Origin of the sequence: Nocardiopsis sp. CA-288880 (assembly GCF_050955985.1) — a bacterium.
Classification (GTDB): Bacteria; Actinomycetota; Actinomycetes; order Streptosporangiales; family Streptosporangiaceae; genus Nocardiopsis; species Nocardiopsis tropica.
Genome location: NZ_CP192105.1, coordinates 6,977,100 through 7,003,744, shown reverse-complemented (window position 1 = coordinate 7,003,744; position 26,645 = coordinate 6,977,100). Strand labels below are relative to the sequence as shown.

General features: G+C 72.9%; 20 protein-coding genes. 10 read left to right on the top strand and 10 right to left on the bottom strand.

Translation table 11 applies throughout. The annotated features are described in order from the left end of the window. Positions 1 to 77: 77 nt before the first annotated feature. Entirely contained in the window at positions 78 to 479 is a 402-nt protein-coding gene (locus ACQPYD_RS30175) for a DMT family transporter (protein WP_433698747.1), read from the bottom strand. Further along, a complete protein-coding gene (locus tag ACQPYD_RS30170; protein ID WP_433698746.1) occupies positions 476 to 1,234 on the bottom strand; it encodes an SDR family NAD(P)-dependent oxidoreductase in 759 nt (252 codons plus the stop codon). The genes ACQPYD_RS30175 and ACQPYD_RS30170 overlap by 4 nt, the downstream gene beginning before the upstream one ends. Positions 1,235 to 1,393: 159 nt before the next feature. Here ACQPYD_RS30170 and ACQPYD_RS30165 point away from each other — a divergent pair, with 159 nt between their 5' ends. Both ACQPYD_RS30165 and ACQPYD_RS30160 read left to right on the top strand, forming a co-directional pair. Continuing rightward, positions 1,394 to 2,011 carry a helix-turn-helix domain-containing protein gene (locus ACQPYD_RS30165; RefSeq protein ID WP_433698745.1) on the top strand — a complete coding sequence of 206 codons (618 nt, stop codon included), beginning with the start codon at positions 1,394 to 1,396 and terminating at the stop codon, positions 2,009 to 2,011. A gap of 220 nt (positions 2,012 to 2,231) precedes the next feature. Then, positions 2,232 to 2,630: a helix-turn-helix domain-containing protein gene (locus tag ACQPYD_RS30160; protein WP_433698744.1), complete on the top strand. Its 399-nt coding sequence runs from the start codon at positions 2,232 to 2,234 to the stop codon at positions 2,628 to 2,630. A 255-nt stretch (positions 2,631 to 2,885) separates the two neighbouring features. Here ACQPYD_RS30160 and ACQPYD_RS30155 read toward each other — a convergent pair whose 3' ends face one another. Both ACQPYD_RS30155 and ACQPYD_RS30150 read right to left on the bottom strand, forming a co-directional pair. Further along, positions 2,886 to 3,506 carry an ATP-dependent Clp protease proteolytic subunit gene (locus ACQPYD_RS30155; RefSeq protein WP_433698743.1) on the bottom strand — a complete coding sequence of 207 codons (621 nt, stop codon included), beginning with the start codon at positions 3,504 to 3,506 and terminating at the stop codon, positions 2,886 to 2,888. Continuing rightward, a complete protein-coding gene (locus tag ACQPYD_RS30150) occupies positions 3,503 to 4,168 on the bottom strand; it encodes a ClpP family protease (RefSeq protein ID WP_330156444.1) in 666 nt (221 codons plus the stop codon). The genes ACQPYD_RS30155 and ACQPYD_RS30150 overlap by 4 nt, the downstream gene beginning before the upstream one ends. A 463-nt stretch (positions 4,169 to 4,631) precedes the next feature. Between ACQPYD_RS30150 and ACQPYD_RS30145 the strand changes: the two genes are divergently transcribed. Both ACQPYD_RS30145 and ACQPYD_RS30140 read left to right on the top strand, forming a co-directional pair. Then, positions 4,632 to 7,751: a BTAD domain-containing putative transcriptional regulator gene (locus ACQPYD_RS30145; protein WP_433698742.1), complete on the top strand. Its 3,120-nt coding sequence runs from the start codon at positions 4,632 to 4,634 to the stop codon at positions 7,749 to 7,751. Positions 7,752 to 8,239: 488 nt separating this feature from the next. Beyond that, the gene (locus ACQPYD_RS30140; protein ID WP_433698741.1) at positions 8,240 to 9,451 is read left to right on the top strand and encodes a hypothetical protein; all 1,212 of its coding nucleotides are present in this window, start codon (positions 8,240 to 8,242) and stop codon (positions 9,449 to 9,451) included. A 378-nt stretch (positions 9,452 to 9,829) separates the two neighbouring features. On the opposite strand, the gene ACQPYD_RS30135 is transcribed toward ACQPYD_RS30140, so the two are convergent. Further along, positions 9,830 to 11,983 carry a tetratricopeptide repeat protein gene (locus tag ACQPYD_RS30135; protein ID WP_433698740.1) on the bottom strand — a complete coding sequence of 718 codons (2,154 nt, stop codon included), beginning with the start codon at positions 11,981 to 11,983 and terminating at the stop codon, positions 9,830 to 9,832. Positions 11,984 to 12,221: 238 nt separating this feature from the next. Here ACQPYD_RS30135 and ACQPYD_RS30130 point away from each other — a divergent pair, with 238 nt between their 5' ends. Then, entirely contained in the window at positions 12,222 to 12,485 is a 264-nt protein-coding gene (locus tag ACQPYD_RS30130) for a GlsB/YeaQ/YmgE family stress response membrane protein (protein ID WP_267946905.1), read from the top strand. Between the two features lie 87 nt (positions 12,486 to 12,572). On the opposite strand, the gene ACQPYD_RS30125 is transcribed toward ACQPYD_RS30130, so the two are convergent. From ACQPYD_RS30125 to ACQPYD_RS30105, 5 genes are all read right to left on the bottom strand, one after another. Beyond that, on the bottom strand, positions 12,573 to 13,484 hold the full coding sequence (locus ACQPYD_RS30125; RefSeq protein ID WP_433698739.1) for a Gfo/Idh/MocA family protein: 912 nt from the start codon (positions 13,482 to 13,484) through the stop codon (positions 12,573 to 12,575). A gap of 99 nt (positions 13,485 to 13,583) precedes the next feature. Next, complete coding sequence (gene galK, locus ACQPYD_RS30120; protein WP_433698738.1) at positions 13,584 to 14,720, bottom strand: galactokinase; 1,137 nt, start codon at positions 14,718 to 14,720, stop codon at positions 13,584 to 13,586. Positions 14,721 to 14,895: 175 nt separating this feature from the next. Beyond that, positions 14,896 to 15,855, bottom strand: a complete 960-nt coding sequence (galE, locus tag ACQPYD_RS30115) for a UDP-glucose 4-epimerase GalE (RefSeq protein ID WP_433698737.1) — start codon at positions 15,853 to 15,855, stop codon at positions 14,896 to 14,898. Continuing rightward, a complete protein-coding gene (gene galT / locus ACQPYD_RS30110) occupies positions 15,852 to 16,937 on the bottom strand; it encodes a galactose-1-phosphate uridylyltransferase (RefSeq protein WP_433702175.1) in 1,086 nt (361 codons plus the stop codon). The genes galE and galT overlap by 4 nt, the downstream gene beginning before the upstream one ends. A gap of 110 nt (positions 16,938 to 17,047) precedes the next feature. Then, entirely contained in the window at positions 17,048 to 17,842 is a 795-nt protein-coding gene (locus ACQPYD_RS30105; protein ID WP_433698736.1) for a DeoR/GlpR family DNA-binding transcription regulator, read from the bottom strand. Positions 17,843 to 18,035: 193 nt separating this feature from the next. On the opposite strand from ACQPYD_RS30105, the gene ACQPYD_RS30100 reads away from it, so the two are divergent. The 5 genes from ACQPYD_RS30100 to ACQPYD_RS30080 all read left to right on the top strand — a co-directional run bounded on the left by ACQPYD_RS30100 (position 18,036) and on the right by ACQPYD_RS30080 (position 26,474). After that, the gene (locus ACQPYD_RS30100; RefSeq protein WP_433698735.1) at positions 18,036 to 19,334 is read left to right on the top strand and encodes an ABC transporter substrate-binding protein; all 1,299 of its coding nucleotides are present in this window, start codon (positions 18,036 to 18,038) and stop codon (positions 19,332 to 19,334) included. A gap of 22 nt (positions 19,335 to 19,356) precedes the next feature. Then, a complete protein-coding gene (locus ACQPYD_RS30095; protein WP_433698734.1) occupies positions 19,357 to 20,355 on the top strand; it encodes a carbohydrate ABC transporter permease in 999 nt (332 codons plus the stop codon). A gap of 86 nt (positions 20,356 to 20,441) precedes the next feature. Next, positions 20,442 to 21,272 carry a carbohydrate ABC transporter permease gene (locus tag ACQPYD_RS30090; protein WP_433702174.1) on the top strand — a complete coding sequence of 277 codons (831 nt, stop codon included), beginning with the start codon at positions 20,442 to 20,444 and terminating at the stop codon, positions 21,270 to 21,272. Beyond that, the gene (locus tag ACQPYD_RS30085) at positions 21,269 to 23,443 is read left to right on the top strand and encodes an alpha-galactosidase (protein ID WP_433698733.1); all 2,175 of its coding nucleotides are present in this window, start codon (positions 21,269 to 21,271) and stop codon (positions 23,441 to 23,443) included. The genes ACQPYD_RS30090 and ACQPYD_RS30085 overlap by 4 nt, the downstream gene beginning before the upstream one ends. Position 23,444: 1 nt before the next feature. After that, a complete protein-coding gene (locus tag ACQPYD_RS30080; RefSeq protein ID WP_433698731.1) occupies positions 23,445 to 26,474 on the top strand; it encodes a glycoside hydrolase family 2 TIM barrel-domain containing protein in 3,030 nt (1,009 codons plus the stop codon). Positions 26,475 to 26,645 lie beyond the last annotated feature (171 nt).

Genomic DNA, 26,645 nt, shown 5'->3' with positions numbered 1-26,645 from the left:
CGCACCCGCCGCGCGGGGCCGGTCGCCCCACTCGAACCACGGCTCGGCGGGTCCCGCCCCCGCCGCGGCCGGCCCGGTCAGCCCCGGCCGCCGGAGACCTCCGGTTTCCCCTCCCCCGGGGGCGGCGCCGCCCCCTCCGCGAGGTGCAGCCCCGCGACGCCGGCCAGGATCAGCACGACGAAGCCGATCCGCAGCGGACCGACGGCCTCGCCGAGGAAGGCGGCCCCGGCCAGGACCACCCCGGCCGCGCCGAGCCCGACCCACACCGCGTAGGCCGTGCCGACGGGCAGGTCCCGCAGGGCCAGGGACAGCAGCGTGAAGCTGGTCGCGGCGGCGCCCACCGCGAGGACGCTCGGCCAGAGCCGGGAGAAGCCGTGCGACTCCTTCATCGCCAGCGCCCACACGACCTCCAGGGCGGCGGCGGCCAGGAGCAGCGCCCAGGGGAGCGGGAGCCACTCGGGAGCGTGCGGCGCGCTCACGCGTTGGCCCCGGCGTCGACCAGGATCGACGTCCCCGTGATGCTCCGCCCGCCCGGTCCGGCCAGGTGGGCCACCGACGCCGCCACGTCCTCCGGGTCGGTGTAGCGCCCCAGGGCGGTCAGTGCGCGCTCGGCGTCCGCGCCGGGGCCGTCGGCCGGGTTCATCTCCGTGTCGGTGGACCCCGGGTGGACGAGGTTGACGGTGATCCCCCGGGGGCCCAGCTCGCGGGCCAGCGAGCGGGTCAGCCCCACCAGGGCCGCCTTGCTCGTCGTGTACAGGGTGGCCTCCGGGAGGGAGGCGCGCTCGCTCAGGTTGGTCCCGACGCCGATGATCCTGCCGCCCGGTCCCATGTGCCGGACGGCGGCCTGGGCGGCGACGAACGCGGCGCGGGCGTGGACGGCCATCGACCGGTCGAACTCGGCCACGGTGGCGTCGCCGAAGGGCCCGAAGACGGCGATCCCCGCGTTGTTCACCAGGATGTCGGGTCCGCCCAGGCGCTCGTGGACGAGGTCGACCGCCTCGCGGATCCGGTCCGGCTCGGCGGAGTCGGCGCGGACCGCGAGGGCGCGGACCCCGACCGCCCCGGCTTCGCGGACCAGCGCCTCGGCGCGCTCCCGCGCGTTCAGGTAGGTGAACGCCACGTCGGCGCCGTCGGCGGCCAGCCTGCGGACGATCGCGGCCCCGATCCCGCGGCTGCCGCCCGTGACGAGCGCGACCCGTCCGGCGAGGGGGCTCCGTGTGCTGTCGTGGGCCATGTCGGCTCCCTGGTGCGTTGCTGGGGGTGGTGCGTCCGGGGAGGGTTCCCCGTGCGGCCGATACTAAGTGGAATTTTTTCCACTTACAAGGGGGCGGTGGGGCTCCGGCTATACTCGCCGCGTGTTCGCAGGTCACCAGGAACCCCCCGAGGCGTCCCCGTGAGCGGCCCCGCCCCGCGGCGCCCCACGCTCCCCATGGCCGGGGCGGCGCGCCCCGAGCGCGCCGACGCCGCCCGCAACCGCAGGGCCCTCCTCGCCGCCGCCCGCGAGCTCCACGCCGAGCACGGCACGGAGGGCCTCACCCTGGAGGCGGTGGCGGCCCGCGCGGGCACCGGGGTGGGCACGGTCTACCGGCGCTTCGGAGACCTGGCCGGACTCACCCACGCGATGGTCGACTCCCAGGAGTACGAGTTCCAGAGGGGCTTCCTCGAAGGCCCGCCGCCCCTCGGACCGGGAGCGCCGCCCCTGGAACGGCTGCACGCCTTCGCCGACGCCTTCGTCGACCGCCTGGAGGCCCAGGCCGGGCTCCTCGCCGTCGCCGAGACCGCCTCGCCGCAGGCCCGCTACCGGAGCGGGGCCTACGCCGCCCACCACGCGCACCTGGTCTCCCTGGTCGCCGAACTGCGCCCGGACGCCGACCACGCCTACCTGGCGGACGCCCTGCTCGCCCCCCTGGAGGCCGCGCTCCACGTGCACCAGCGCCGGGGGCGCGGGATGTCCGAGGAGCGGGTCCGCGCCGGGGTGCACGGGGTGGTCGACCGCATCGCCCGCCCCTGAGGCCGGGGGAGGGGCCCGCCCGGCCCGGACGGCGGGCGTCCCGCCGCCCCCCCCGGGTCGGGGCGGGGGCGGGGGAAGGCGCCGGAGGGCCGCCGGGCGCGGCGGCGCGTCCTCCACGGGCCGGTTCTGCCTTCCGCAGAAGGGCGCCGTCCGCCTCCCGGCCGCTCCGGGCGCGGCGTACGCTCGGAGGAGACCACCGCTCACCCACCGGGAGGACCCGATGACCGACGTCCTACGCTCCCTGGACGAGGCCCGGAGGGGTCACCGCGCCGAGGAACCGCCGGAACCGCTCATGCGGGACCTCATCGGCGACCTCCTGCGACGGACCCGGACCGAGCAGGGCCGGACCCTGCGCGAGGTGGCGGAGGACGCCCAGGTCTCCCTCCCCTACCTGTCCGAGATCGAGCGCGGACGCAAGGAGGCCTCCTCCGAGGTCCTCGCCGCCGTCTACCGCTCCCTCGGCCTCAGCATGGCCGACGTGCTCGCCGCACTGTACGAGCGGACCGTGATGGTCCCGCTCACGCGAACACGCACCGGCCCGGGCGACTTCCGGCGCGCGCCCGTGGCCCCCGTCGCCGTCCCCGCCCACCAGGCCAGGGTCCTCTCCCTGGCCGCGTAGCGGCCCGCGGCGGGCGCAGCCGCTCTCCGTCCTCCTCCCCGACTGCGCAGGGCCCTCGCGTCCACGGCGTGCGGGAGGCCGGGGCCGGGGTCCTCTCCCCGGCGTATCAGGGCGCTGCTCCGCCCCCCGACGGGGTCGGGGGGCGGAGCGCGTGCGGGGGGCCGCCGGTCCGTGCGGGGCCCGGTCCGCGCGGACCGGCGGCGGGAGGCCCCGGGGCCGGCGGCACGCCCGCCGGACCCCGGGGCCCACCGCCCCTCAGGCCGCGCCGACGGCCTCCGGTGCGACCTGGCGGGTGGTGATGATCCCGTCCACCAGGCCGTACTCCTTGGCCTGCTGCGCGGTGAAGATCTTGTCCCGGTCGGTGTCGGCGCGCAGCCGCTCCACCGTCTGCCCCGTGTGCCGCGCCAGGATCTCCTCCACCTGCGAGCGCACCCGCAGGATCTCGCCCGCCTGGATCTCCAGGTCGGCGGCGACGCCCTGGCCCTCGCCCGAGGGCTGGTGCAGCAGGACCCGCGCGTGCTCCAGCGCGAGCCGCTTGCCGGGCGCGCCCGCCGCGAGGAGCACCGCCGCCGCGGAGGCCGCCTGGCCCATGCACACCGTGGCGACGTCGGCACGCACGAACCGCATCGTGTCGTAGACCGCCGTCAGCGCGGTGTTCGAGCCGCCCGGCGAGTTGATGTACAGCTGGATGTCGGCGTCGCTGGACTCGTAGTCGAGGTGGAGCATCTGCGCCATGACCACGTTCGCGACGTCGTCGTCGATCGGGGTGCCCAGGAAGACGATCCGCTCCGACAGCAGCCGGCTGAAGACGTCGAAGGACCGCTCGCCGTGGGGCGTGCGCTCCACGACCATCGGCACCGTGTACCGCCCGCTCATCGGGTTCCCCCCGCCGTGCCCGTGGCGAAGCCGGGGGCGTGCGCGCCCAACCGGATGCCGCCGCCGTCGACCTCGGCCGCGGACGCGACCACGTGGTCGACGAACCCGTAGTCCCTGGCCTCCTCCGCGGTGAACCAGGCGTCGCGGTGCTGGTCCCGGGAGATGGTCTCCTCCGACTGCCCGGTGTGCCGGGCGATCAGCCGCACCATGGTCTGCTTGGTGTGCGCGAGGTTCTCCGCCTGGATGGCGATGTCGGCGGCGGTCCCGCCGAGCCCCCCGCTGGGCTGGTGCATCATGATGCGCGAGTGCGGGAGGCTGTAGCGCTTCCCGGGGGCGCCGACGCAGGCCAGGAACTGGCCCATGCTGGCGGCGAACCCCATGACCAGCGTGGACACGTCGTTGGGGATGAAGTTCATCGTGTCGTAGACGGCCAGCCCCGCGGAGACGGAGCCGCCGGGGCTGTTGACGGCCAGCGTGATGTCCTTGTGCGGGTCCTCGTCGGCGAGCAGCAGCAGCTGGGCGCAGACCCGGTTCGCGCTGGTCTCGTCGACCTGGGTGCCCAGCAGCACGATGCGGCTGCGCATGAGGCGCGCCGCCATCTGGTCGTCGAAGGCCGCCCCCGCCGCCTCGTGCGAGGCGACGGGAAGTGGGTGGATGGACATGGAACCCTCCTCGTCCGGCCCTCCGTGGCGGGATGGTCGCCCGCCCGGCCGGTGGTTCCAGCCTGCGGTGGCGGCGCCGGCGGATTCCACTGTTTCGGCCCGCCGCAGATCTGCCCCTGGCAGACCCCGTTCCGCGCCCGGAGGGGGAAGGGGCCCACGTCCGGGGAGGTGCACGTGCGAACAGGCGTGCATCGGTTTATGCGGGGGAATGCGCCGATGCCCGTGTGCAATTGGCGTGCATGCGGGGAGAGCTTATAGATTTCCGCTCGAAATGTATACCCCGGGGTGATACATCCCTGTCCGCCGAAGGTTTCTTGTGGAGTCGTTGGCGGTTGTCTTGGCTGTTCGTGGCCTCGGGGGGCATTTGTGTTCGATCTTTGTCGGTGTTTATGTTCCTGAGAACAGGCAATGGAGGGTGCGATTATGGTCCGATGTTGAGTGGTGGCCATTGGGTGGTGTTCGGTTGGAGATACAGATCCTCGCCCAGGAGCCCCGGATGCTGGTCGGCGGTCGGCTGGTGGAACTGGGCCCCCCGAAGGAACGGCTCGTCCTCGCGATCCTTGCCCACTCGGTGGGAAAGGTCGTGCCGGTCCGGGTGCTGATCGACCGGGTGTGGGGTCAGGACACCCCGGCCTCGATCCGTACCAGCCTCTACTCGCACATCACCCGCATCCGCAGGCGCCTGCGTGAGGCGGGGGCGGAGATCCGGCTGGAATCCCGGTCCCACGGATACGTCCTGGAGGCCACTCCCGACTCCGTTGATCTGTATCGAGCTCAAAGGCTGTACGGGGACGGAGAGAAGCGCCTGCGGGAAGGGGAGCACCGGCCTGCGGCCGAACTCCTTTCACAGGCTTTGGGGCTCTGGAAGGGTGATCCCCTCGTCGGGGTCCCGGGAGCATGGGCCGAAGCCACACGCGACCGCATCGAGGAGATCCGGCTGAGGGTGCTCGTGCGCTGGGCCGAGGCCCAGGCGGAGCTGGGCGAGTACGACGAGGCCGCCGATCGCCTTGCCGAGGCCTGCGCTCAGAGTCCTGGGAATGATTCGCTGGTCCACGCCCGCATGCGCGTCCTTGCTGCGGCCGGCCGCCAGAGCGAGGCCGTCGAGTGCTACGGGGAATTGCGTGACTTCTATCGGGAGGAACGCGGAGTCGAGCCGAACCCGCGGACACGGAGACTCTTTCAGGAGCTTCTCGAAGGGGACCGGCGGACGGAGGAGAGGGCGCCCGCCCCAGAACGGCGAGTGGACGGGCCGGGCCCCGTCGTCTTCGACAATCTCGAACCCGGACTGCCGGACTTCGTCACGCGTGAGGCGGAACTCGAGATGCTCCTTGCTGGAGCCCGGACCGATACCGCCACCACTGTCGTCCAGGTGGTGGAGGGAAGCGCGGGCGTCGGTAAAACGTCGCTCGCCGTCAAAGCGGCCCAGATCCTGCGCGAGAACTACGATGTCGTCATCCATCTGCTCCTTCGTGGGACGAATGGTCCGGTCCAGCCCGCGCACGCGCTCCACCGGCTGCTGCGCATGCTGGGAGTGCCTCACGACCAGATACCCCAGGGGGTCGGGGCCCGAGCGGACCTGTGGCGGACCCGTCTCTCCCGGCACCGTGCGCTCATCGTCCTGGACGACGCCGTCCGGGGACAGGTGGCGCCACTGGTCCCGGGGGTGGCCGGCAGTACCGTTCTGGTGACCAGTCGCCAAAAGCTCACGGAACTGGACGGCGCGCGCACCCTGACCCTCGGCCCGCTGTCCCCCTCCGACTCCGTCCGGATGCTCGCAGCCCTCACGGGCAAGGCCGCCGAGCCGGAGGCGGCCGGACGGCTGGCATCGCTGCTCGGCGGACTGCCCCTCGGCCTCCGCCTGGCCGCAGGCCGCCTGCGCCGACACCCCACCTGGCCCCTCGACCACCTCGCGGACCGGATCGCCCGAAACGGCATCGAAGAGGTATCGGCCGGTGAGCGGGATCTGACGTCGGTCTTCGAGCTCTCCTACACGGAACTGAGTCCGAGGGCACGGTCCGCGTTTCTGGCCATGGGGATGCACCCGACTGCGGAGGCCTCTCTCCACGTGGTCGCCGCAGTACTGGGGGGCTGGGATGGAGCAGAGAGGGCGATGGAAGAGCTCCTCGGCGTCCACCTGGTGGAGGAGGCGGAACCGAATACGTATCGGATGCACGAGCTTCTGCGGAGTTTTGCACGTCATCGGGCAGCCGAAGTGCTGTCACCGGGCGAGCGCCGCAGTGTGGGGCACAGGTTCCTCGACCACTACCTCGCGATCGCCGACGTGGCGGACCGTGCGGTCGTGCCTGGCCGCTCCCGCCTGGACGTACGACCGACACACGCGTCGCGCCTCCCCTGTTTCGAGGACGCCCGTGAGGCGGGACAGTGGTTCTCGACACACTTCCCGGAGATAGAGGCTGCGGTCGGGTACGCACACTCGCACGGATTCATGGGGCATGCCGCCCGCATCCCCCTGGCATTGGCCGGCCTGCTGGACAAGTACGGTCCGTGGGACGGCGCCGAGGCCCTCTACCTCGGAGCCGTTGAGGCGTGGCGCTGGATCGGCAGGGGGCCGGGGCTCGGCAGGGCCCTGTACGAACTGGGCCGGGTGCGGTGGCGACTGCGCGATCTTCCCGCCGCGGTGGAGGACATTCGGGCGGCCTTGGCGGAGAGCGAGCGGCGAGGGGACCGGACAGGCCATGCCTGGGCGATGGACCAGCTCGGACTGATTCGTCAGCGTTCCGGCGACGACCGGGGTGCCCTTGCTGAGTACCGGAAAGCGCTGACGGAGTTCTGTGCCCTGGGCGACGATCGGGGTGTGGCCCAAGTGTTCAACCACATGGGGATCAGCCAGAGCATCTTGGGGCAGTACGAGGCTTCCGAGGCCTCCCTCACGACGTCGGTCGCGCTCCACCGCTTGCTCGGTGACATCAACTCCGCAGCCCAGGTGCAGATGAACCTCTCGAGGGGGCTCTACCTGAGCGGATACCACCGGGACGTGAGAAGGGCGTGTGAGCGTGGTCTGGCTGTCTTCAAGCAGACCGGCGACGACCGCTCCGTCGCGAAAGTCATGCAGGGCATGGGTCTGGTGGCCGAGTACAAGCACCAGTACGAGGAAGCGCTCGACTGTTTCACGGAGGCACGGCGGCTGCTCCGGAGCCGGGAGGACGAGGCCGAGATCATCGAGGCCGACGCGGGCCTCGCCGCGGCCCTCCTCGGCCTTGGTCGGCACGATGAGGCCGACGCGCTTCTGGAGTCGGCCCTGAGGCGCGTTCGTGCCCTGGGAGTGCCGGAACTCGAGGCGCGGCTGCTGCTCGTCCAGGGCGACGCGCGTGTGGAGGACCGCTGCTTTTCGGAGGCGCGCCTGTGCTACCGCAACGCCTGTGAGTTGGCCAGGCGCGGAGGAGAGCGCTCGTACGAGGCGAGGGCTCACGACCTTCTCGGTGACCTGCTCCGCCGCGAGGGGCGTGAGAGCGAGGCGCTGGAACACTGGAACCGCGCGATCACCCTTCTCGAAGGGGTGCAAAACCCCCATTTGGGATCGATACGCATCAAGGTGGAAATGTGTTCTCAATTCGGTAGTTGAGCACTAGGTCGCCTAGGCGTAATGAGCGTGTTTTGTCCGCTAGGATCTGGTGCATCACCCCGTAGGTTCTCTGCGCTCGGGTGAACCGGTTGGGCCTCTGTGTCCGACCGGTGAATCGTGATGATCCGATAGTGGGGGAGCAAAGGCGCTCATGCCTCCTGAGGTAAATTCCGGCCTTCGTGAACTTGACGCGGCCCAGTCGCGTCGAGCGAAGGCACTTCCCGGCCCTGGTGAGCTTGACGCGGCCCAGTCGCGTCGAGCGGTGGCCCACATGTGGCCCTGGTTCTTCTAGGGCTCCGAGCAGGGTGTTCAGGCTGGCGCAAGTTCTCGGTCAGCCTGACTCAAGGCCCCGCAAGGGGGCCGCAAGAGGTTTTTCATAATTTTCCCAGATTGGTGCTTCATTGTTGCTCCCAGCTTGATCTTAGAGCTGGAAGGAAAAAGCAATGAGATATGGCCACCAGAGTTGGCGGAGAGATTCTGTTGGGCCTGTGGCTCCAGTCACCTTCGAGGTTGAGAGAACTATTCTCGTGCTCCTCGAAAACAGGCAGTCGGCAAACCGGGTCGATGATTTTCTTGGGATGTTCGAGCAGGACAGGCGTATCCAGGTGGTTTTCGCTTTAGGGCGGGGATCACGTTTCGAGCGGAGCGCCGAGTCCTACACTCGGGACCTCGACGGCCTCCTCCTGGAAGCCGAGCAGGTGGAGTGCTTCGAGTTCGACCTGGCTATCGCAGCGAACAACAGTCACAACAGCCACCTTGAAAAGGTGCGGGCACCGACCCTCGTCATACCGCACGGAGTCGGTTTCTCCAAGATCGTCAAGGCTGCGACCGGCTACGGGCCTCCACTGGTGCGTCCGCCAGTGAACGATGCTGTTTATTCCAACCTTGTCCGGTACGGCAGGGTTATTCCGGCGGCGATCGGCGTTTCCCACGAGAATCATCGTGCGATCCTCGCCAATGTGGTTCCTGAGTCTCTTGAGGTGACCCATCTCGTGGGTGACCCGTGCCTCGACAGGGCTTTGATGTCTCGTCCCGAACGGGAACGCTACCGGCAAGCCATCGGAGTGGGAGACGGTGAGAGGCTCGTACTCCTGTCGAGTTCTTGGGGAAGGCGCTCTCTTCTGGGGCGTCACCCCGGTCTGCTCGAACAGCTCATGGACGACCTCCCGCATGACCACGTCGCCGCTGTGAACATCCATCCGGGAGTCTGGTCCGCTCACGGGGGGCGGCAGGTTCACGCCTGGCTCGCCGGAGCCCGTCGACGCGGCCTTCGGGTCCTCGCCGAGAGCTCCCCGTGGCTGGGTCTGCACGTCGCTGCAGACGTTGTCATCGGCGACCATGGATCCACCACCTACGTGTCCAGCGCTCTCGGAACTCCAGTGCTCCTCGCCAGCGGTGACCTCACCTACCTGGCTCCCGGCTCGCCCCTGGAGGCGTTGCACCGGTATGCGCCCGTCTACGAGCCGACTCGGCCCCTGATGCCGCAGATCGAGAAGGCTGCCGAAAGTCGCGACCCCCAACAAGCCTCCCTCTTCACCTCGTTGCTCACCTCAGCCCCCGGGCAGTCCGCGGAATTGCTGCGCGGACTCGTCTACCGCCTGATGGACCTGCCAGAGCCCGTTGGCGCGGCCTCTCTACCGGAGGTTGCGGTACCGAGATTCGTCGGTGGAGGGGCAGGGGAGGAGGTGTCGGTCGCGTGAAACCGACAAGGGCGCGGGCGGCGCTGTCCAGGGTGACCTTTTTTCCCGCCCTCGACCACAGCCGCCCGCTCCCCCCGGACGAGCACCTTGTGGTGGTCGCAGGCCCCCACACGGAGCGTTGTTGGCTCTTGGCGGCGGACGTCGTCCTTCTGCCCAGGGACGGTGAACTCAGCCCCGAAAGAACGTTTGAAGACCTTGTCGGGAGCAGTGTGGTCGCAAGCCTGGGACTGCCCTCGTCGTTGTATGTGCGAGGAGTGCCGGACGGCTTGACGGTGGCGGCAGACGTCCCTGCGTGGGTGGCGGGTTCCGTTGCCTATGCCTGGTTGACGACAGGGGGATGCGTTGAGGGGCTGGAGGCGTTCGTCGCGTCAGCCGAGCTCAGCTCTCCTCGAGTTGTCGGAGGGCGTCCAGACCTCGCCGCGTCTCTTCGGTCTGGGGGGCGGACAGCGCGGTGTAGATGGAGAGCGCTCGTGTGAGCTGACGTCGCGCTTCGCCGAGCTGCCCGGCTTCCCGGGCAGCATCGGCGAACATGACCCGGACACGGGCCTCCTCCGTTTCCGCCCTCAGGTCACGGCTGAGCCTGAGCGCTTCCTCCAGAACAGGCATGGCGTCCGGAAATCGTCCTGCGCTGATGTACGCAGAGGCAAGACCGACCAGGGCACGAAGGCGCATGTAGGCTTCCGTGCTTTCGGGAAGGTCCTTCAGGGCCCTGGTGAAGTATCGGACGGATGCTTCGTGGTCCCCCATCGCGGAGGCGGCCTGGCCCAGGCGTCGGTGGACCAGGACGATGCCGCGCTCCATCCCGATCTCCTGGTAGATGCGCAGGGCCTCTCGGAAGCAGTCAAGGGCTTTTCTCGGTCGACCACGGTCGAGCTCGAGCACGCCGTAACCCTCCAACGCGGCGGTACGGCCGACGACGTGGTCGGCCCGTCGCCACAAGGGGAGGGCTCGGTGATAGCTGTCACCGGCCTGGTCCAGTCTTCCGAGTGTGCGTTGGAGGGCGGCCAGGACCGACAGGAGATACGCCTGGGCGGCGGGGTCGTCGAGGGCCTCGGCGGAGGCCAGACCGGTCGTGTAGGCCTCCTCCCAGGCCGTGTAGTGCTTGCGCAGCATGAAGAGGTTGCGCAGGGCCTCGCACAGCTGCCAGCACACGGAGTGGCGGCCGGTGCCGTGGGCGAGGCGCACGCACGCGCGCAGGCACTCCAGTTCGGCCTCCAACCAGTCCAGGGCCTCGGCGCGCGAACCGAACGCGCGCCGGGGCGGCCGGTCGAACACGGGCGCCAGGTGCCAGCGGCCCGGGTTGAGGGTCCGGTCGGCGGCGGCGGACGTCTCCAGGTAGAAGTCCAGCACCCGGTCCACGGCGTCCTCGCGTTCGGAGCCGTCCCCGCCGCCCTCCTCCGCCAGGGACCGGGCGTGCAGCCGAGCGAGGTCGTGCTGCCGGAGCCGCCCGTCGGCCCCCTCCTCCAGGAGGCTGGCGGCCACCAGGTCCGTCAGCAGGTCCTCGGCGTCGTCGTCCGGCACACCGGCGAGGGCCGCGGCGGCCTCGGGGGTGAGGTCCCGGCCGGGCGCCAGGCCGAGCAGGCGGTACATGCGCCGGGCCGGCCCGGACAGGAGGGCGTAGGAGGCGTTGAACGCGGTGTCCACGGACAGCTCCCGTGTCTGGCTGAGCGCGGCCAGGCGCCCGTGCTCCCCCGACAGCCGCGACACCAGCCGGCTCAGCGGCTGGTGGGGGCGGTCGGTGAGACCGCTGACGGCCGCCCTCAGGGCCAGCGGCAGCCGTCCGCACAGGTCCACCAGCTCCCGGGCCGAGGCGGGTTCGGCGCAGGTGCGGCCGTCGGAGAGCATGAGCGACACCAGGCGGACGGCCTCCGGCTCGTCCAGGGGCCGCACCTCGAGCAGGTCGGCGCCGTCGAGGCGGAGCCCCGCGAGGTGCAGGCGGGACGTGACCACGACCAGGTGCGGCCCCCGGCCCGGGAGGAGGGCGCGGACCTGGGCGGCCGAGAGCGCGTTGTCGAGCAGGACGGCGATCCCCAGGCCGTGGGTGCGGGAGCGGAACGCCGCCGCACGCGCCCCCGTGTCGTGCGGGATGGCGCCGGGGTCGACGTGCAGGGCCCGCAGGAACCCGTCCAGGACGTCGCCGGTGTCGGCGGGGCCCGGATCGCCGAACCCCTGGAGGTCCGCGTAGAGCGCCCCGTCGGGGAAGGCCCCGGCGTTCTCCTCCAGGAAGTGGGTGGCCAGAGCGGTCTTGCCGACGCCGCCGGTCCCGCTGAGCACGACGACGCGCCCTCCGCCCCCCTCGCGGGCCTGCCGGCCGACGGAGTCCAGGAGGCGGGACTCCCGCTCGCGGTCGGTGAAGAACCGCGGGGTGTGCGGGATCTGCCGGGGGACCCTGTGCCGGTGCGGCGGTCCCGCGCCCACGCCCACGCCGCCGTACACGGTGCCCACCTGGATCACCGTGCCGTGGTTGTCTCCGGTGACGCTGTTCCCGGGGGGCCCGGGTCCCGTCCGGTCGCGGTCCTTCTCGGGGGGCATGGGCTTCTCTCGATGTCAAGAGGCCGACAGAGGGAAGACCTACCCCTTGCCGTTCCCGGTCAATCCCCCCGCTGCTCCCGGCCGGTCCGCGGCCCCCGTACAGGCCCGCGTCCTGCCGGACGAGTGGGGACGGGGGGCAAAAAAAGCGGCAAAAGAGTCGTTCAGGGGATGGACTCGCCGTGTTTTCCCCTCCCGGCAATGGGCACGGGGAGAGGGCATCTACGTGGGGGAGGAACCTGTGGAGATCACCGGAATCATCAGTGCGATCATCGTCGGCCTCATCATCGGAGCACTGGGCCGCCTCGTCGTGCCGGGGAAGCAGCACCTGCCGATCTGGCTCACCCTGCTCCTGGGCATCGTGGCCGCCTTCCTCGGCGGCTGGATCGGGGCGATGATCTGGGACCAGTTCCTTTTCATCCTGGTCATCCAGGTTCTTGTCGCCGCCGGAATCGTCTACCTGGCGGACGGGATGTACTCGAAGAACGCGAGGGGGACCGCCTAGCGGAACCGCCCCGGCCGGTGCTCCCGGCCGGGGCGGCCCTCCCGGGGCCGCGGCCCCGGGGCACACGTCCGGAAAGGCCACCGGGTCCTACCCGGTGGCCTCGTCCACGCCCACGGCCCGGCCCAGCGACACGGACCTCTCGGCGGCCTCCAGCACCGCGACCACGTCCCGGCCGAAGCGCACGTCGCACGGTTCCTCCGCGCCGCCGATCCGGGCGGTCAGCCGGTCGACCGCCGTGCCGAACGCCTCCACCGCCGACCGGTCGCCGCCCGGCACCGGGACCCAGCCCCGTTCGCCGTGCAGGACGATCTCGAAGGTCTTCGCCTCCGGCGGGGCGTCGAGGGTCACCGCGAACGAGCCGACGGCCCCGCCCTCGTGCTGGGTGAGCATGTGCGTGGTGTGCCTGGGGCCGGCCAGGGCCGTCACCCGGGTGACCGGGCCGAGCACCGGCAGCACCACCGACAGCACGTGGGGTCCCACGTCCCACAGGCCGCCCCGCTCCCGGCGCCACGGTGAGGCGCCGTACGGGTTGCCGGGCTGGAAGATCGACGCGAACAGGGTCGCCCGGACTCCGTGCCACCCGCCCTCGGCGGCGGCCGAGCACACGAACTCCTCGACGCTGTCGGAGAAGCGGTTGGTGAAGAACACCACCGACGCCAGGTCACGCGCCGCGACCTCGGCGGCGAGTTCTCCGGCGGCCGCGGCCGAGAGCGCCACGGGCTTGTCGAGCAGGAGGTGCTTCCCTGCCCGCGCCGCGCGCAGGGCCAGCTCGGCCTGCACGTCGGGCGGCAGGGCGATCGCCACGGCGTCCACGTCGGCCAGCAGCGCGTCCACGTCGTCGTACGCGCGGGCGCCGTAGCGGTCGGCGAGCGCCGCGGCCTTGGCCGGGTCGCGTCCCCACACCCCGGCGAGGACGGCGCCGGGGTGCGCGTCCAGCGCCGCGCCGTGCGTCTGCGCCGCCCAGTGGCCGGTGCCCAGCAGTCCGAACCTGAGACCCATACGGTTCTCCCTTGTTGTCGGTCGGCCGCCATTGTGCAGGGGCGCGCCCCCGCCCCGGACGACCGGCCCCCTCGCTCCCGCGCTGCGGCCCGGGAGGTGTCAGACGACGCGGCGCGCCCCCGCTGAGGGGACGGCCTCGAAGACCCCGGGTTCGGCGAAGCCCCGCTCCCGGTAGGCCTCCCGTACGGCCTCCTCGCAGCGCCGCGCCCCGTCGGCCGCCACGAGCGCGATCACGCACCCGCCGAACCCCCCGCCGGTGATCCGCGCGCCCAGCGCCCCGGCGGCCAGGGCGGCGTCGACGGCGGTGTCCACCTCGGGCACGGTGACCTCGTAGTCGTCGCGCAGGGAGGCGTGCGAGGCGGTCAGCAGCGGGCCGACCGCGCGCACGTCGCCGGAGCGGAGCAGCGCCACGGCCTCCAGCACCCGCGCGTTCTCGGTCACCACGTGGCGCACCCGCCTCCGGGACAGGTCGTGGGGCAGGGCCGCCAGGGCCCCCGGCAGGTCGGCGACGTCGCGCAGGGCCGCCAGCCCCAGGGCCCGGGAGGCGTCCTTGCAGGCGCGGTGCCGGTCGGCGTAGTGGCCCTCCACCAGCCGGTGCGGGGCGCGGGTGTCCACCACCAGCAGGGAGAGCCCGTGCTCGCCGGGGGCGAAGGGCACCTGCTCGGTGTCCATGGTGCGGGTGTCCATGAACAGGGCGTGGCCCTCGGTGGAGAGCATGGACGCCGACTGGTCCAGGATCCCGCAGGGCATCCCCACGAAGTCGTTCTCCACCCGCTGGGCCAGGCGGATCACCCGGTCGGGCGGGAGGTCGGCGCCGTACAGGGCGGCCGCGGCCATGACCACCGCGCACGTGAGCGCGGCGGAGGACGACAGCCCCGCGCCGGTCGGGACGGTGCTGTCGACCAGCAGGTCCAGCCCGCCCACCGGGTACCCCTCCCGCTCCAGGACCCACAGGGCGCCGGCCGGGTAGGCGGCCCACCCCTCGACCGCGCCGGGGACCAGCTCCGCCAGGGGGGCGCCGAACTCCCCGGCCGTCTGCCCGGACCGGAACCGCACGGCGCCGTCCGGGCGCCGGGAGGCGGCGGCGGTCAGGGCGAGGGGGAGGGCGAACGGGAGCACGAACCCGTCGTTGTAGTCGGTGTGCTCCCCGATGAGGTTGATGCGGCCGGGCGCGGTCCACACGCCCTCCGGGCCGTGGCCGAACGCCGCGCGGAACGCGGACGACACGTCGCTCATGTGATGGTGCCCTCTCGTGTGCCGGAGGACCCGCGCCCCGCGGGCCGTCCGTGTCCCCGTCCCGTTCCCGTCTCCCGTCCCGCCCCGGTCCCCCGCCCCGGGCCGTGCCCGGGGGAAGCCGGGGACGGACGGCCCGGGCCGCCCACCGCCCCGGGGGAGGTCACGTCCGCCGGCTTCACGGGCGGGGGAGCGCGCGGGCGAACGCCCACGCGTCGGCGACGGTCTCGTCCAGCGTGCGGGTCGGGGACCAGCCCAGGTCCCGCCGCGCCCGCTCGTTGGCGGCGACCAGCACCGCCGGGTCGCCGGGCCGGCGCGGGGAGTCCACCGCCGGGACCGGGTGGCCGGTGGCCCGCCGGACGGCGTCGAGGACCTCGCGCACGGTGTGCCCGCCGCCCGTGCCCAGGTTGACGGCGCGGTGGGTCCCCGGGACCACCCGCTCCAGGGCCCGCAGGTGCGCGTCGGCGAGGTCGGCGACGTGCAGGTAGTCGCGCACCGCCGTCCCGTCCCGGGTCGGGTAGTCGGCGCCGTACACGCGCGCGCTGTCCCTCTCCCCGGCGGCCACGCGCAGCAGGTTCGGGATCAGGTGGGTCTCGGGGTCGTGCCGCTCGCCCAGGCCGAGGTGGGCGCCGGCGACGTTGAAGTAGCGCAGGCTCACGGCGCCCAGCCCGTACGCGCGGGCCCAGGACGCCAGCATGTGGTCCACGGCGAGCTTGCTCGCCCCGTACGGGTTGGTGGGCACGGCGGGGTCGGTCTCCGCGATCGGCCCGGGCGACACGGGCTCGCCGTAGACGGCGGCGCTGGAGGAGAACACCATCCGGCGGACGCCGTGGCGCCGTACCGCCTCCAGGAGCGCGAGGGAGCCCGCCACGTTGGTGCGCCAGTAGGCCCCGGGGTCGTCCACGGACTCGCCGACCAGCGACTTCCCGGCGAAGTGCAGGACGGCCTCCACCGACGGGTCCAGCACGTCGGCGGCGTCCGCCAGGTCGGCGACCACCAGCCGCGCGCCCCCGGGGACGGTGTCGCGGTGACCCGTGGACAGGTCGTCCAGCACCGTCACCTCGTGTCCGGACCGCAGGAGCAGCGCGGTCACCACACCGCCGATGTATCCGGCTCCGCCGGTGACGAGCAGTCTCACTGCGCGACCTCCCTGAGGCGCCGGGCGGTGGTCTCCGGGGCGACGTCGTTGATGAACACGCCCATGCCGGACTCGGTCCCGGCGAGGTACTTGAGCTTGCCCGGCGCCCTGCGGACGGAGAACAGCTCCAGGCGCAGGCGTGCCAGGCCGCGCCGGGGGTCCCGGACCGGGGCCTGGTGCCAGGCGGAGATGTAGGGGAGGGGCGCGTCGTACAGGGCGTCGAAGCGGCGCAGCACGTCCAGGTACAGGTGGCCGAAGTCGTCGCGTTCGGCGCCGGTGAGCGCGGGCAGGTCGGGCACCGCCCGGTGCGGGTACAGGTGCACCTCCACCGGCCAGCGCGCGGCGGCCGGGACGAACGCCGTCCAGTGCTCGGTCCGGGCCACGACCCGGCTCCCCGCCTCCTGCTCGGCGCGCAGGACGTCGGCGAACAGGTCGCCCCCGGTGCGCGCCCGGTACTCCTCGGCCGAGTCGAGGGTGCGCAGGGTGCGGGGGGTCACGAACGGGAGGGCGTAGATCTGGCCGTGGGGGTGGTGGAGGGTCACCCCGATCTCCGGCCCCCGGTTCTCGAAGCAGTAGACCTGCTCCACGCCCGGCAGGGCGGACAGGGCGAGGGTCCGGTCGACCCAGGCCTCCATCACGGTGCGGGCGCGCTCCGGGGAGAGGTCGGCGAACGACGCGCGGTGGTCGGACCCGAACACGAGGACCTCGCAGCGGCCCGCGCCCACCCTGCGGGAGGGCTCCAGCTCGCCGACGTCCCCCAGCTCCCGGCCGTGGTCGGGGACCAGGGAGGGGAAGCGGTTCTCGAAGGCCACCACGTCGTAGGAGGCCGCCGGGATCTCGGTCGCGCGCCCGCCGACGGAGGGGCACAGGGGGCAGTCGTCGCTGGAGGGCAGGTGGGTGCGCCCCTGCCGGTGGGAGGCGACGACCACCCACTCGCGCAGCAGCGGGTCCCAGCGCATCTCCGACCCGGTGGCGGACGGCGGCAGGTCGCGCGTGTCGGGCGCGGGCTCGCGGGCGGCGCCGCCCTCGTCGAAGTAGACGATCTCGCGGCCGTCGGCCAGCTTCGCCGGGGTCCTGCGCAGGGGGTGTGCGGGTTCCGCGCCGGCGGGGCCGGGGGCCTCCCGCCCCGCGCCCGCGTCGGCGGCGCCCGCTCCGTGCCCGCGCCCGGCCGGGCCGTCCTGCGGAGTGCGCGTCATCCCTGCTCCGCCCGGGGCCGCACGTCGGTGACCACGAGGCGGCCGACCCTCTCGGAGAGCGCGGCGCGCGCCGCGTCGGGGATCCCGGAGTCGGTGACGAGCACGTCGCAGCGGTCCAGCGGCGCGATGGTGCTGATCCCGACGGTGCCCCACTTGCTGTGGTCGGCGGCCACGACGAGGGTGGCGGCGGCCTCCACCAGGGCGCGGTTGGTCTCGGACTCCATGAGGTTCGGGGTGGTGAACCCGGCGCGCTCCTGCATGCCGTGCACGCCCAGGACCAGGGTGTCCAGGTTGAGGCCGCGGATCGAGGCGAGCGCGAGCGGGCCGACGAGCGCGTCGGAGGGCGTGCGGAAGCCGCCCGTGAGGGCGACGGCCTGGTCCGGCCGGGCGGTGCGGTGGAACACCTCGGCCACGTGCAGGGAGTTGGTGACCACGGTCAGCCCCGGGGTGTCGGCCAGGTACTCGGCGACGAGGGCGGTCGTGGTGCCGGCCGACAGGCCGACGGCGCTGTGCGGTTCGACCAGGCCGGCGGCGGCGCGGGCGATCGCGTGCTTCTCGTCCTCCTGGCGGGTGGACTTGGCCTCGAAGCCCGGCTCCTCGGTGCGGGCGCCCTCCGGCGCGACGGCGCCGCCGTGCACCTTGCGGAGGGAGCCGCGGTGTTCCAGGACGTCGAGGTCGCGCCGGACGGTCATGTCCGACACGGCGAGGCTCTCGACGAGGTCGGCGACCCTGACGCCCCCGGTCCGCCTGACCTGTTCGAGGATCAGCTCCTGCCGTTGCGCGGCGAGCATCCGTCCCCCAAGCGATGAGTGGAAATGTTGAAAGGTGTTCGCATCAGTGTTGCAGGTTCCGTGTTCGTGTCAATAGGCACGCAAGTGCGTGGTTTCCTGTTCGAAAAAGTTGATAAGTGTTGACAAGCGAGAGTGACGTACCGAACATATGGAGGACTGTGATCGCCTTCACACCCGTTCGGAGGAGTCCTCGATGCACCACAGACCTCCGGGGCCGCCGGGCCTGCGGCGCCGCGCCCTTCTGGGCGGCCTGGCCGGGGCCGGGGCGCTCCTGGCCCTGCCCGGCCTCACCGGGTGCGGCGCCGCGGGCCGCGACGACCCGAACACGGTCACGATGGCCTCGAACCGGGCCAACCCCGCCCAGCGGGAGGCCGTCCGGGAGAGCCTCGGCGTGTACGAGGCCGCCTCCGGACGGACCGTCGAGGTCAACACCTTCGACTCCACCTCCTTCCAGGAGAGCGTCAACAACTACCTTCAGGGCACCCCGGACGACGTCATCGGCTGGTTCGCCGGGTACCGGATGCGCTTCTTCGCCGAACGGGGCCTGATCAGCGACGTCACCGACGTCTGGGACCGGCATTTCGAGGGGGCCTTCACCGACCAGGTGAGGAGCCTGTGCACGGCCCCCGACGGCAGGCAGTACATGGTCCCCGACTCCACCGCGCCCTGGGCGGTCTTCCACCGCAGGAGCCTGTTCGAGCGCAACGGCTACGAGGTCCCCGCCACCAGGGAGGAGTTCGTCGGGCTGTGCGAGCGGATGCGCGCCGACGGGCTCGAACCCCTCGCCTCCGGGATCCGCGAGGGCTGGCCCGCGATGGGCATGTTCGACCACCTCAACCTGCGCATCAACGGCCCCGAGTTCCACCTGGAACTCCTCGACGGCGACCACTCCTGGGACTCGTCCGAGGTCAGGAGCGTCTTCGGGGCCTGGGCCGAGCTCCTGCCCCACCACCAGCCCGACCCCCTGGGCCGGGGGATCAACGAGGCGCAGACCTCCCTGGTCCGCGGCGAGGCCGGGATGATGCTGTGCGGCATGTTCATCACCCACGTCTTCCCCGAGGGGGAGGACCTGGACGACCTGGACTGCTTCGCCTTCCCCGAGTTCGACCCCGAGATCGGCGCCGACGTGGTCGAGGCGCCCATCGACGGGTTCATGGTCTCCGGCGACCCGCGCAACCCCGAGGGCGCCCGGGAGCTCCTCGGCCACCTCGGCTCGCTGGAGGCGCAGGAGATCTACACCGCGATCGACCCGCAGGCGCTCCCCACCCACCTGGACGCGGGCACCGGCGGGTTCAGCCCGCTCGACGCGAAGGTCAACGACATGGTCGCGAGCGCCGGCGCGCTCACCCAGTACATGGACCGCGACACCCGGCCCGACTTCGCGTCCGTCGTCATGATCCCCGCCCTCCAGCGCTTCCTGCGCCGACCCGACGACATCGCCGACCTGACCGGCACGATCCAGCGCCAGAAGCTGTCGATCTTCGGCCGGTGAACCAGAAGTGAAGGAGACAGGCATGGCGTCGAACCGCCCCCCGCCGCCGCCACCCGCCGCCCGGACGGACGGGACCCCGCCCCCGTCCCCGCCCCCGGCGCGGCGCACCGGACGCGCCCGCCGCCCGGGGACGGGCCCCCGCCACGGGCGCGCCGACCGCACCGCCCTCGCCCTCATGCTGGGCGTGCCCGCCCTGCTCGTGGTCGGCCTGGTGTGGCTGCCCGCGGCGGCCACGGTCCTGCTGTCGTTCACCCGGTGGGACGGCATCGGCGGCCTGGACACCATCGAGTGGATCGGCGTCCAGAACTACACGGACGCGTTCACCATCTATCCGCCGTTTGAGCCCGCCCTGCGCAACAACCTCGTGTGGCTGGCGGTCCTGTTCACGGTCCCCACCCTGCTCGGGATGTTCCTGGCGGTGCTGCTCGACCGGGAGATGCGCGGCGGCTCGGTGTACCGGAGCATCTTCTACCTGCCCGTGGTGCTGTCGCTCGCCCTCATCGGGTTCGTGTGGCAGCTCGTCTACTCCCGCGACCAGGGCCTGCTCAACGCGTTCCTCGCCCTGGTCGCCGACGCGCCCGCCGTGGACTGGTTCGGCAACCCGGACATCAACCTGTACGCGGTGCTGGTCGCGGCCGGATGGCGGCACACCGGGTACATCATGCTGCTCTACCTGGCCGGACTGAAGGCCGTCGACCCTTCCCTGCGCGAGGCCGCCGCCATCGACGGCGCCGGACCCGTGCGCACCTTCACCCGGGTCGTCTTCCCGGCGCTGCTCCCCGTCAACCTGGTCGTGGTCGTCGTGACCGTCATCGACGCACTGCGCGCCTTCGACATCGTGTGGGTCGTCAACCGGGGCCGCAACGGCCTGGAGCTGATCTCCGCGCTGGTGACCTCCAACGTCATCGGCGAGGCCAGCAGGGTGGGCTTCGGCTCCGCGCTGGCCGTGGTCATGCTGGTGATCTCCCTGGTGTTCATCGTCGTCTACGTGTCCACCATGCTGAGAGGGGCCCAGAGGTGACCGCCGAGACCCCTTCCGAGACCCGGGGCCCCAGGCCCCCGACGCGCCGGAGCCCCGCCCGCCGGCGCCTCCGCCCGGCACGGGCGCTGCTGCACGCGTTCCTCGTCGTGACGGCGCTGGCCTGGCTGTTCCCCGTGCTGTGGGCGGTGGTGAACTCCTTCCGCGACTACGACCACACGGCGCTGCACGGCTACCTGTCCCTCGGCGGGTTCACCCTCGACAACTACGCCGACGCCTGGAACCAGGGCGAACTGCCGGGCTACTTCCTGAACTCCCTGGTCATCACCGTCCCCGCGGTGCTGCTCACCCTGTTCCTGTCGTCGTGCGCCGCGTTCGTGCTCTCCGCCTACTCGCGCCGCTTCAACCTGGTGATGCTCGCGGTGTTCCTCGCCGCGAACCTCCTGCCGCCGCAGGCGCTCCTCGTCCCGCTGTTCCGCCTCTACAACGCCGTCCCCCTGCCCTACTGGATCAGCGGGTCCGGGTCGCTCTACGACAGCCACCTGGGCGTCGTCCTCATCCACACGGCGTTCCAGATCGGCTTCTGCACGTTCGTCCTCAGCAACTTCATGAGGGCGATGCCCGCGTCGCTCCTCGAAGCCGCCAGGGTGGACGGGGCGACCGTCTTCCAGCAGTACCGGAAGGTGGTGCTCCCGCTGTGCCGCCCGAGCCTCGCGGCCCTGGCCACACTGCTGGTCACCTGGATCTACAACGACTTCTTCTGGGCGCTCGCGCTGCTGTCCAGCGGCGACAAGCTGCCCATCACCACCGCGCTCCAGAACCTCCAGAGCGCGTTCTTCGTCGACTACAACCTGCTGTCGGCCGGGTCGGTCATCGTCGCCCTGCCCACACTGGTCGTGTTCTTCGTGCTGCAACGCCACTTCGTGGCCGGACTGACGCTGGGAGCGAGCAAGGGATGACGTACCGCACTGTCCGCCTGAACGCGGCGGGGACCGCGCTGGTCGTCGGGGTCCCCGACGAGGGCCTGCCCCACGTACTGCACTGGGGCGCGGACCTGCCCGACGACACCGGGCTCGCCGCCGCCGCGTCGCCGCCCGCCGCCCACAACGGGATCGACGTCCCCACCTGGATGTCGCTGGCGCCCACCCAGGGGGAGGGCTGGCGCGGCCACCCCGGGATCGCCGGGCACCACGAGGGCCGGGTGACCTTCCCCGCCTGGACCGTCCGCTCCGTGACCGTCGACCCGCCGGAGGGGCCGGACGGCGGCGCGGGGGCGGGCGCCCCCGGGGACGGCGCGGGGGGCGCGGTCACCGTCCTCGCCGGGGCCGCGGGACTGGAGCTGCGCTGCGAGCTGAGGCTGGAGCCCTCCGGGCTGGTCCGCGCCCGCAACACCGTCACCAACACCGACGACGCCCCGTGGACCCTGGACTCCCTCCTGGTCACCATGCCCCTGCCGCGCGAGGCCGGGGAGGTCCTCGACCTCACCGGGCGCTGGTGCCGCGAACGCGCGCCCCAGCGCCAGGACCTCTCCATGGGCACGCGCATGCGCGCCTCCCGCCGCGGCCGGACCGGGCACGACGCCACCCTGCTGCTCACCGCCGGGACGCCCGGGTTCGGGTTCCGGCACGGCGAGGTGTGGGGCGTGCACACCGCCTGGAGCGGCGACCACGTCCACCTGGCCGAGCGCCTGCCCGAGGGGGCCGGGCACGCCGACGCGGTCCTCGCGGGCGGCGAACTCCTCCACCCCGGCGAGGTCCGGCTCGCCCGGGGCGAGTCCTACTCCACGCCGTGGGTGTTCCTGTCCTGGTCCGACCGGGGCCTGGACGGGATGTCGTCGCGGATCCACCGCTGGCTGCGGGCCAGGCCGGGCCACCCCTCCCCGCCGCGACCGGTCGTCCTCAACACCTGGGAGGCCGTCTACTTCGACCACGACCTCGACAAGCTCAAGCGGCTGGCCGACACGGCGGCCCGGATCGGCGCCGAGCGGTTCGTCCTGGACGACGGGTGGTTCCGGGGCCGCCGCGACGACACCGCCGGGCTCGGCGACTGGACGGTGGACACCGGGGTGTGGCCCGACGGCCTGCACCCCCTCTTCGACCACGTCCGCTCCCTGGGGATGGAGGTGGGGCTGTGGGTCGAGCCGGAGATGGCCAACCCCGACTCCGACCTGCTGCGCGCCCACCCCGAGTGGATCCTGGCCGCCGAGGGCCGCCTGCCCCCGCCCAGCCGCAGCCAGCAGCTCCTCGACCTGTCGCGGCCCGAGGCGTTCCGGTACGTGTTCGAGCACCTGGACGCCCTGATCAGCGAGTACCGGCCCGACTACCTCAAGTGGGACCACAACCGCGACCTGCTCGAACCCGTGCACGCCCCCACCGGCGCGGCGGGCACGCACCGGCAGACCCTCGCCGTCTACGCGCTCCTCGACCGGCTGCGCGAACGCCACCCCGGCCTGGAGATCGAGTCGTGCTCCTCCGGCGGCGCCCGGGCGGACCTGGGCGTCCTGGAGCGCACGGACCGCGTGTGGGCCTCCGACTGCAACGACCCCCTGGAACGGCTGGCCCTCCAGCGCTGGACCTCCCTGCTCCTGCCCCCCGAGCTGGTGGGCAGCCACGTCGGCGGCCCCGTGTCGCACACCACGGGCCGGGCCGCTGACCTGTCGTTCCGCTGCCTCGCCGCCCTCCTCTCCCACGCGGGCATCGAGTGGGACATCACCGCGTGCACCGAGGACGAGCTCGGCGCCCTGGCCTCCTGGATCTCCCTCTACAAGGAGCTGCGGCCCCTCCTGCACTCGGGCGACCCCGTGCACGCCGACGCGCCCGACCCCTCCGAACAGCTCGACGGGGTGGTCTCCCGCGACGGCGGCGAGGCGGTCTTCCGGTACTCCCGGCTGACGACCTCCGCGCGGGCCCTCCCGGGACGGGTACGCCTGCCCGGCCTGCGCGAGGACCGCGTCTACCGGCTGGCGTGGCGCCGGGAGGCGGGACGGCCCTCCACCCTGCAGCAGGCGCTCCCGGCGTGGTTCTCCGACGGGGAGGCCGCCGTCTCCGGCGCGGTCCTCGCCCGCTCGGGGGTGCAGCTGCCCAACCTCAACCCGTCCCAAGCCCTGCTCCTGCACCTGAGGGAGGTCTGACATGACCGAGACCCGCAAGCCCGCCTACCTGGAGGACTTCGCCCCCTCTGCCGGGGCCCGCGCGCCCCGTGCCCGGTTCGACGGCGACGCCCCCGCCCTGGACCTCAACGGCACGTGGCGGTTCCGGATGCTCCCCGGGGCCCCGGCCGGCACGGACGGTTTCGAGCGGCCGGACTACGACGACTCCGGGTGGGAGGGGCTGCCCGTCCCCTCCCACTGGCAGCTGCACGGCCACGGGGCCCCCGCCTACACGAACGTCGTCTACCCCTTCCCCGTCGACCCCCCGCACGTGCCGGACGAGAACCCCACCGGGGACCACCGGCGGGAGTTCGACCTGCCGGAGGACTGGCCGGAGGGGGCCGCCGCGCTGCGCTTCGACGGCGTGGACTCCTGTTTCCGCGTGTGGCTCAACGGCGTCGGACTGGGCTTCTCCACCGGGAGCCGCCTGGCCGCCGAGTTCGACGTCGGCCACCTGCTGCGCCCCGGCCGCAACGTCCTGGCGGTCCGCGTGCACCAGTGGTCGGCGGCCAGCTACCTGGAGGACCAGGACATGTGGTGGCTGTCCGGGATCTTCCGCGACGTCACCCTGACCGCCCTCCCCGAGCGGGGGATCGGCGACGTCGCCGTCCACGCCTCCTACGACCACGAGGACGGAACGGGCACCCTGCGCGTCGACGTGGCCGGATCGGCGGAGGCGCTGGTCAGCGTTCCGGAGCTCGGCCTGGTGGACGCCCCGGCCGGGGTGGGGCACGCGGTCGGCCCGGTGGAGCCGTGGACTGCCGAGGAGCCCCGCCTCTACGACGCGGTGGTCGCCGCGCCGGGGGAGCGGGCGCGGCTGCGCGTCGGCTTCCGCACCGTGGAGGTCTCCGGCGGCCTGCTGCGCGTGAACGGCAGGCCCCTGCTGCTGCGCGGCGTGAACCGCCACGAGTGGCACCCCGACCACGGCCGCGCCGTGCCCCGGGAGACCATGCGCGAGGACGTGCTGCTGATGAAGCGGCACAACGTCAACGCCGTGCGCACCAGCCACTACCCGCCCCACCCCGACTTCCTCGACCTGTGCGACGAGCTGGGCCTGTGGGTCGTGGACGAGTGCGACCTGGAGACCCACGGCTTCGAGCTCGTGGGGTGGCGCGGCAACCCCTCCGACGACCCGCGCTGGCGTGACGCCTACCTCGACCGGATCGCCCGGACGGTGGGGCGGGACCGCAACCACCCGAGCGTCGTCCTGTGGTCCCTGGGCAACGAGTCGGGGACCGGGCGCAACCTGGAGGCCATGGCCGCCTGGGTGCGCGAGCACGACCCCTCCCGGCCGGTCCACTACGAGGGCGACCGCGACAGCTCCTACGCCGACGTGTACTCGCGCATGTACCCGCCGCACGACGAGGTGGACGCGATCGGCCGCCGGGAGGAGGAGGCCGCCGACGACCCCGGGGCCGACGCCCACCGGCGGGGGCTCCCGTTCGTGCTGTGCGAGTACGCGCACGCCATGGGCACGGGCCCGGGAGGACTGGAGGAGTACCAGGAGCTGTTCACGCGGCACGAGCGGCTCCAGGGCGGGTTCGTCTGGGAGTGGATCGACCACGGCATCCGCCGCCGCGAACCGGACGGCGCCGAGTGGTTCGCCTACGGCGGCGACTTCGGCGAAACGGTGCACGACGGCAACTTCGTCGCGGACGGCCTGCTCCTCCCCGACCGCACGCCCGGGCCCGGGCTGCACGCCTACAAGAAGACGGTCGAGCCGGTGCGGGTCGTCCCCGACCCGGCCGCGGGGACGGTGGGGATCGCCAACACCTGGGACTTCCGGGACACGTCCGGGCTGGTCCTCCGGTGGCGCGCGGAGGAGGAGGGCGTGCCGTTCGGGGAGGGCGTGCTGGACATGCCGGTGCTCGGCCCCGGGGAGGACGCGAGCGTCCCCCTGCCCGGGCTGCCCGAGCCGCCCGGCGGCGGCGAGGCGTGGCTGACGGTGTCGGTCCACCTGGGCGCGGACCTGCCCTGGGCCCCGGCCGGGCACGAACTGGCCTGGGGGCAGGCCCGGCTCGCCACCGGGAGGCACGGGCCTGCCGGGACCCCGGGGTATGCCGGGACGGCCGGGACCCCGGGGCCTGCCGGGGCCGCTGCGTCCGCTGCGACCGCAGAAGCCGCCGTGTCCGCCGGGGCTGCCGTGGCCGGTGGAGCCGCCGTGTCCGGCGCGCCCGCCGCCGGCACGGAGCGCGCCCTGCTCCGCCTCGGCCCGGGTGTCCTCGACACGGGGACGGGCGCCCTGCTCTCCGTCGGAGGGCTGCCGGTGGAGACCCCGGCGGTGGACCTGTGGCGCGCGCCGACCGACAACGACCAGGCGCGCCACGGGGTGTCCGTCGAGGTCCCCTGGCGGGAGGCCGGGCTCGACCGGATCACCTCGCGCCGACTCTCCGCCGGGCGGGACGGCGACGCGTACGTCGTGCGCGACCGGCTCTCCCCGGCGGGCGCGGACTTCGGGATGCTCGTCGCCTACCGCTGGACCGCGGAGGGCGGGCGCCTCCTCCTGGACGTGGACGGCGAGGCCGAGGGGGAGTGGCCCTGCCCCCTGCCGCGCTTCGGCGTGCGCATGGCCGTGCCCTCCTCCCTGGGAGGGGTCGAGTGGTTCGGGCGCGGTCCGGGCGAGGCCTACCGCGACGTGGACCAGGCCGCGAGGGTCGGCCGGTTCGCCAGCCCGGTCGACGGGCTCCAGACGCCCTACCTGCGGCCCCAGGAGAACGGCAACCGGGCCGACGTGCGGTGGGCCGTCCTGCGGGCGGAGGACGGCACGGGGCTGCGGATCGACGGGGACCCGGTCTTCGGCCTCTCCGCACGCCGGTGGGACACGGCCGCCCTCGACGCGGCCCGGCACCCGCACGAACTGGTGCCGGACGGGCGGATCCACCTGCACCTGGACCTGGAGCACCACGGCATCGGCTCGGCCTCCTGCGGCCCGGGCGTGCTGCCCGCGCACCGGCTGGAGGCCGGCCGCCACCGGCTCCGGCTCGGGTTCTCCCCGGCGGCCCCGACCCCCTGAGGCCCGCCCCCAGACCCCCGCGGAACGCGGCGGCGGGGAGGGGCCCGTCCGGGGCGCCCTCCCCGCCGAAGGGCGAGCCGTCCGGGGGGACCGGTCCGGACCGGTCCCCGGACACCTCGGGAAGAGGGGTGGCCAGGCGGGGGGAAGCGCTGCTGTCATAGGGGTTCCCTC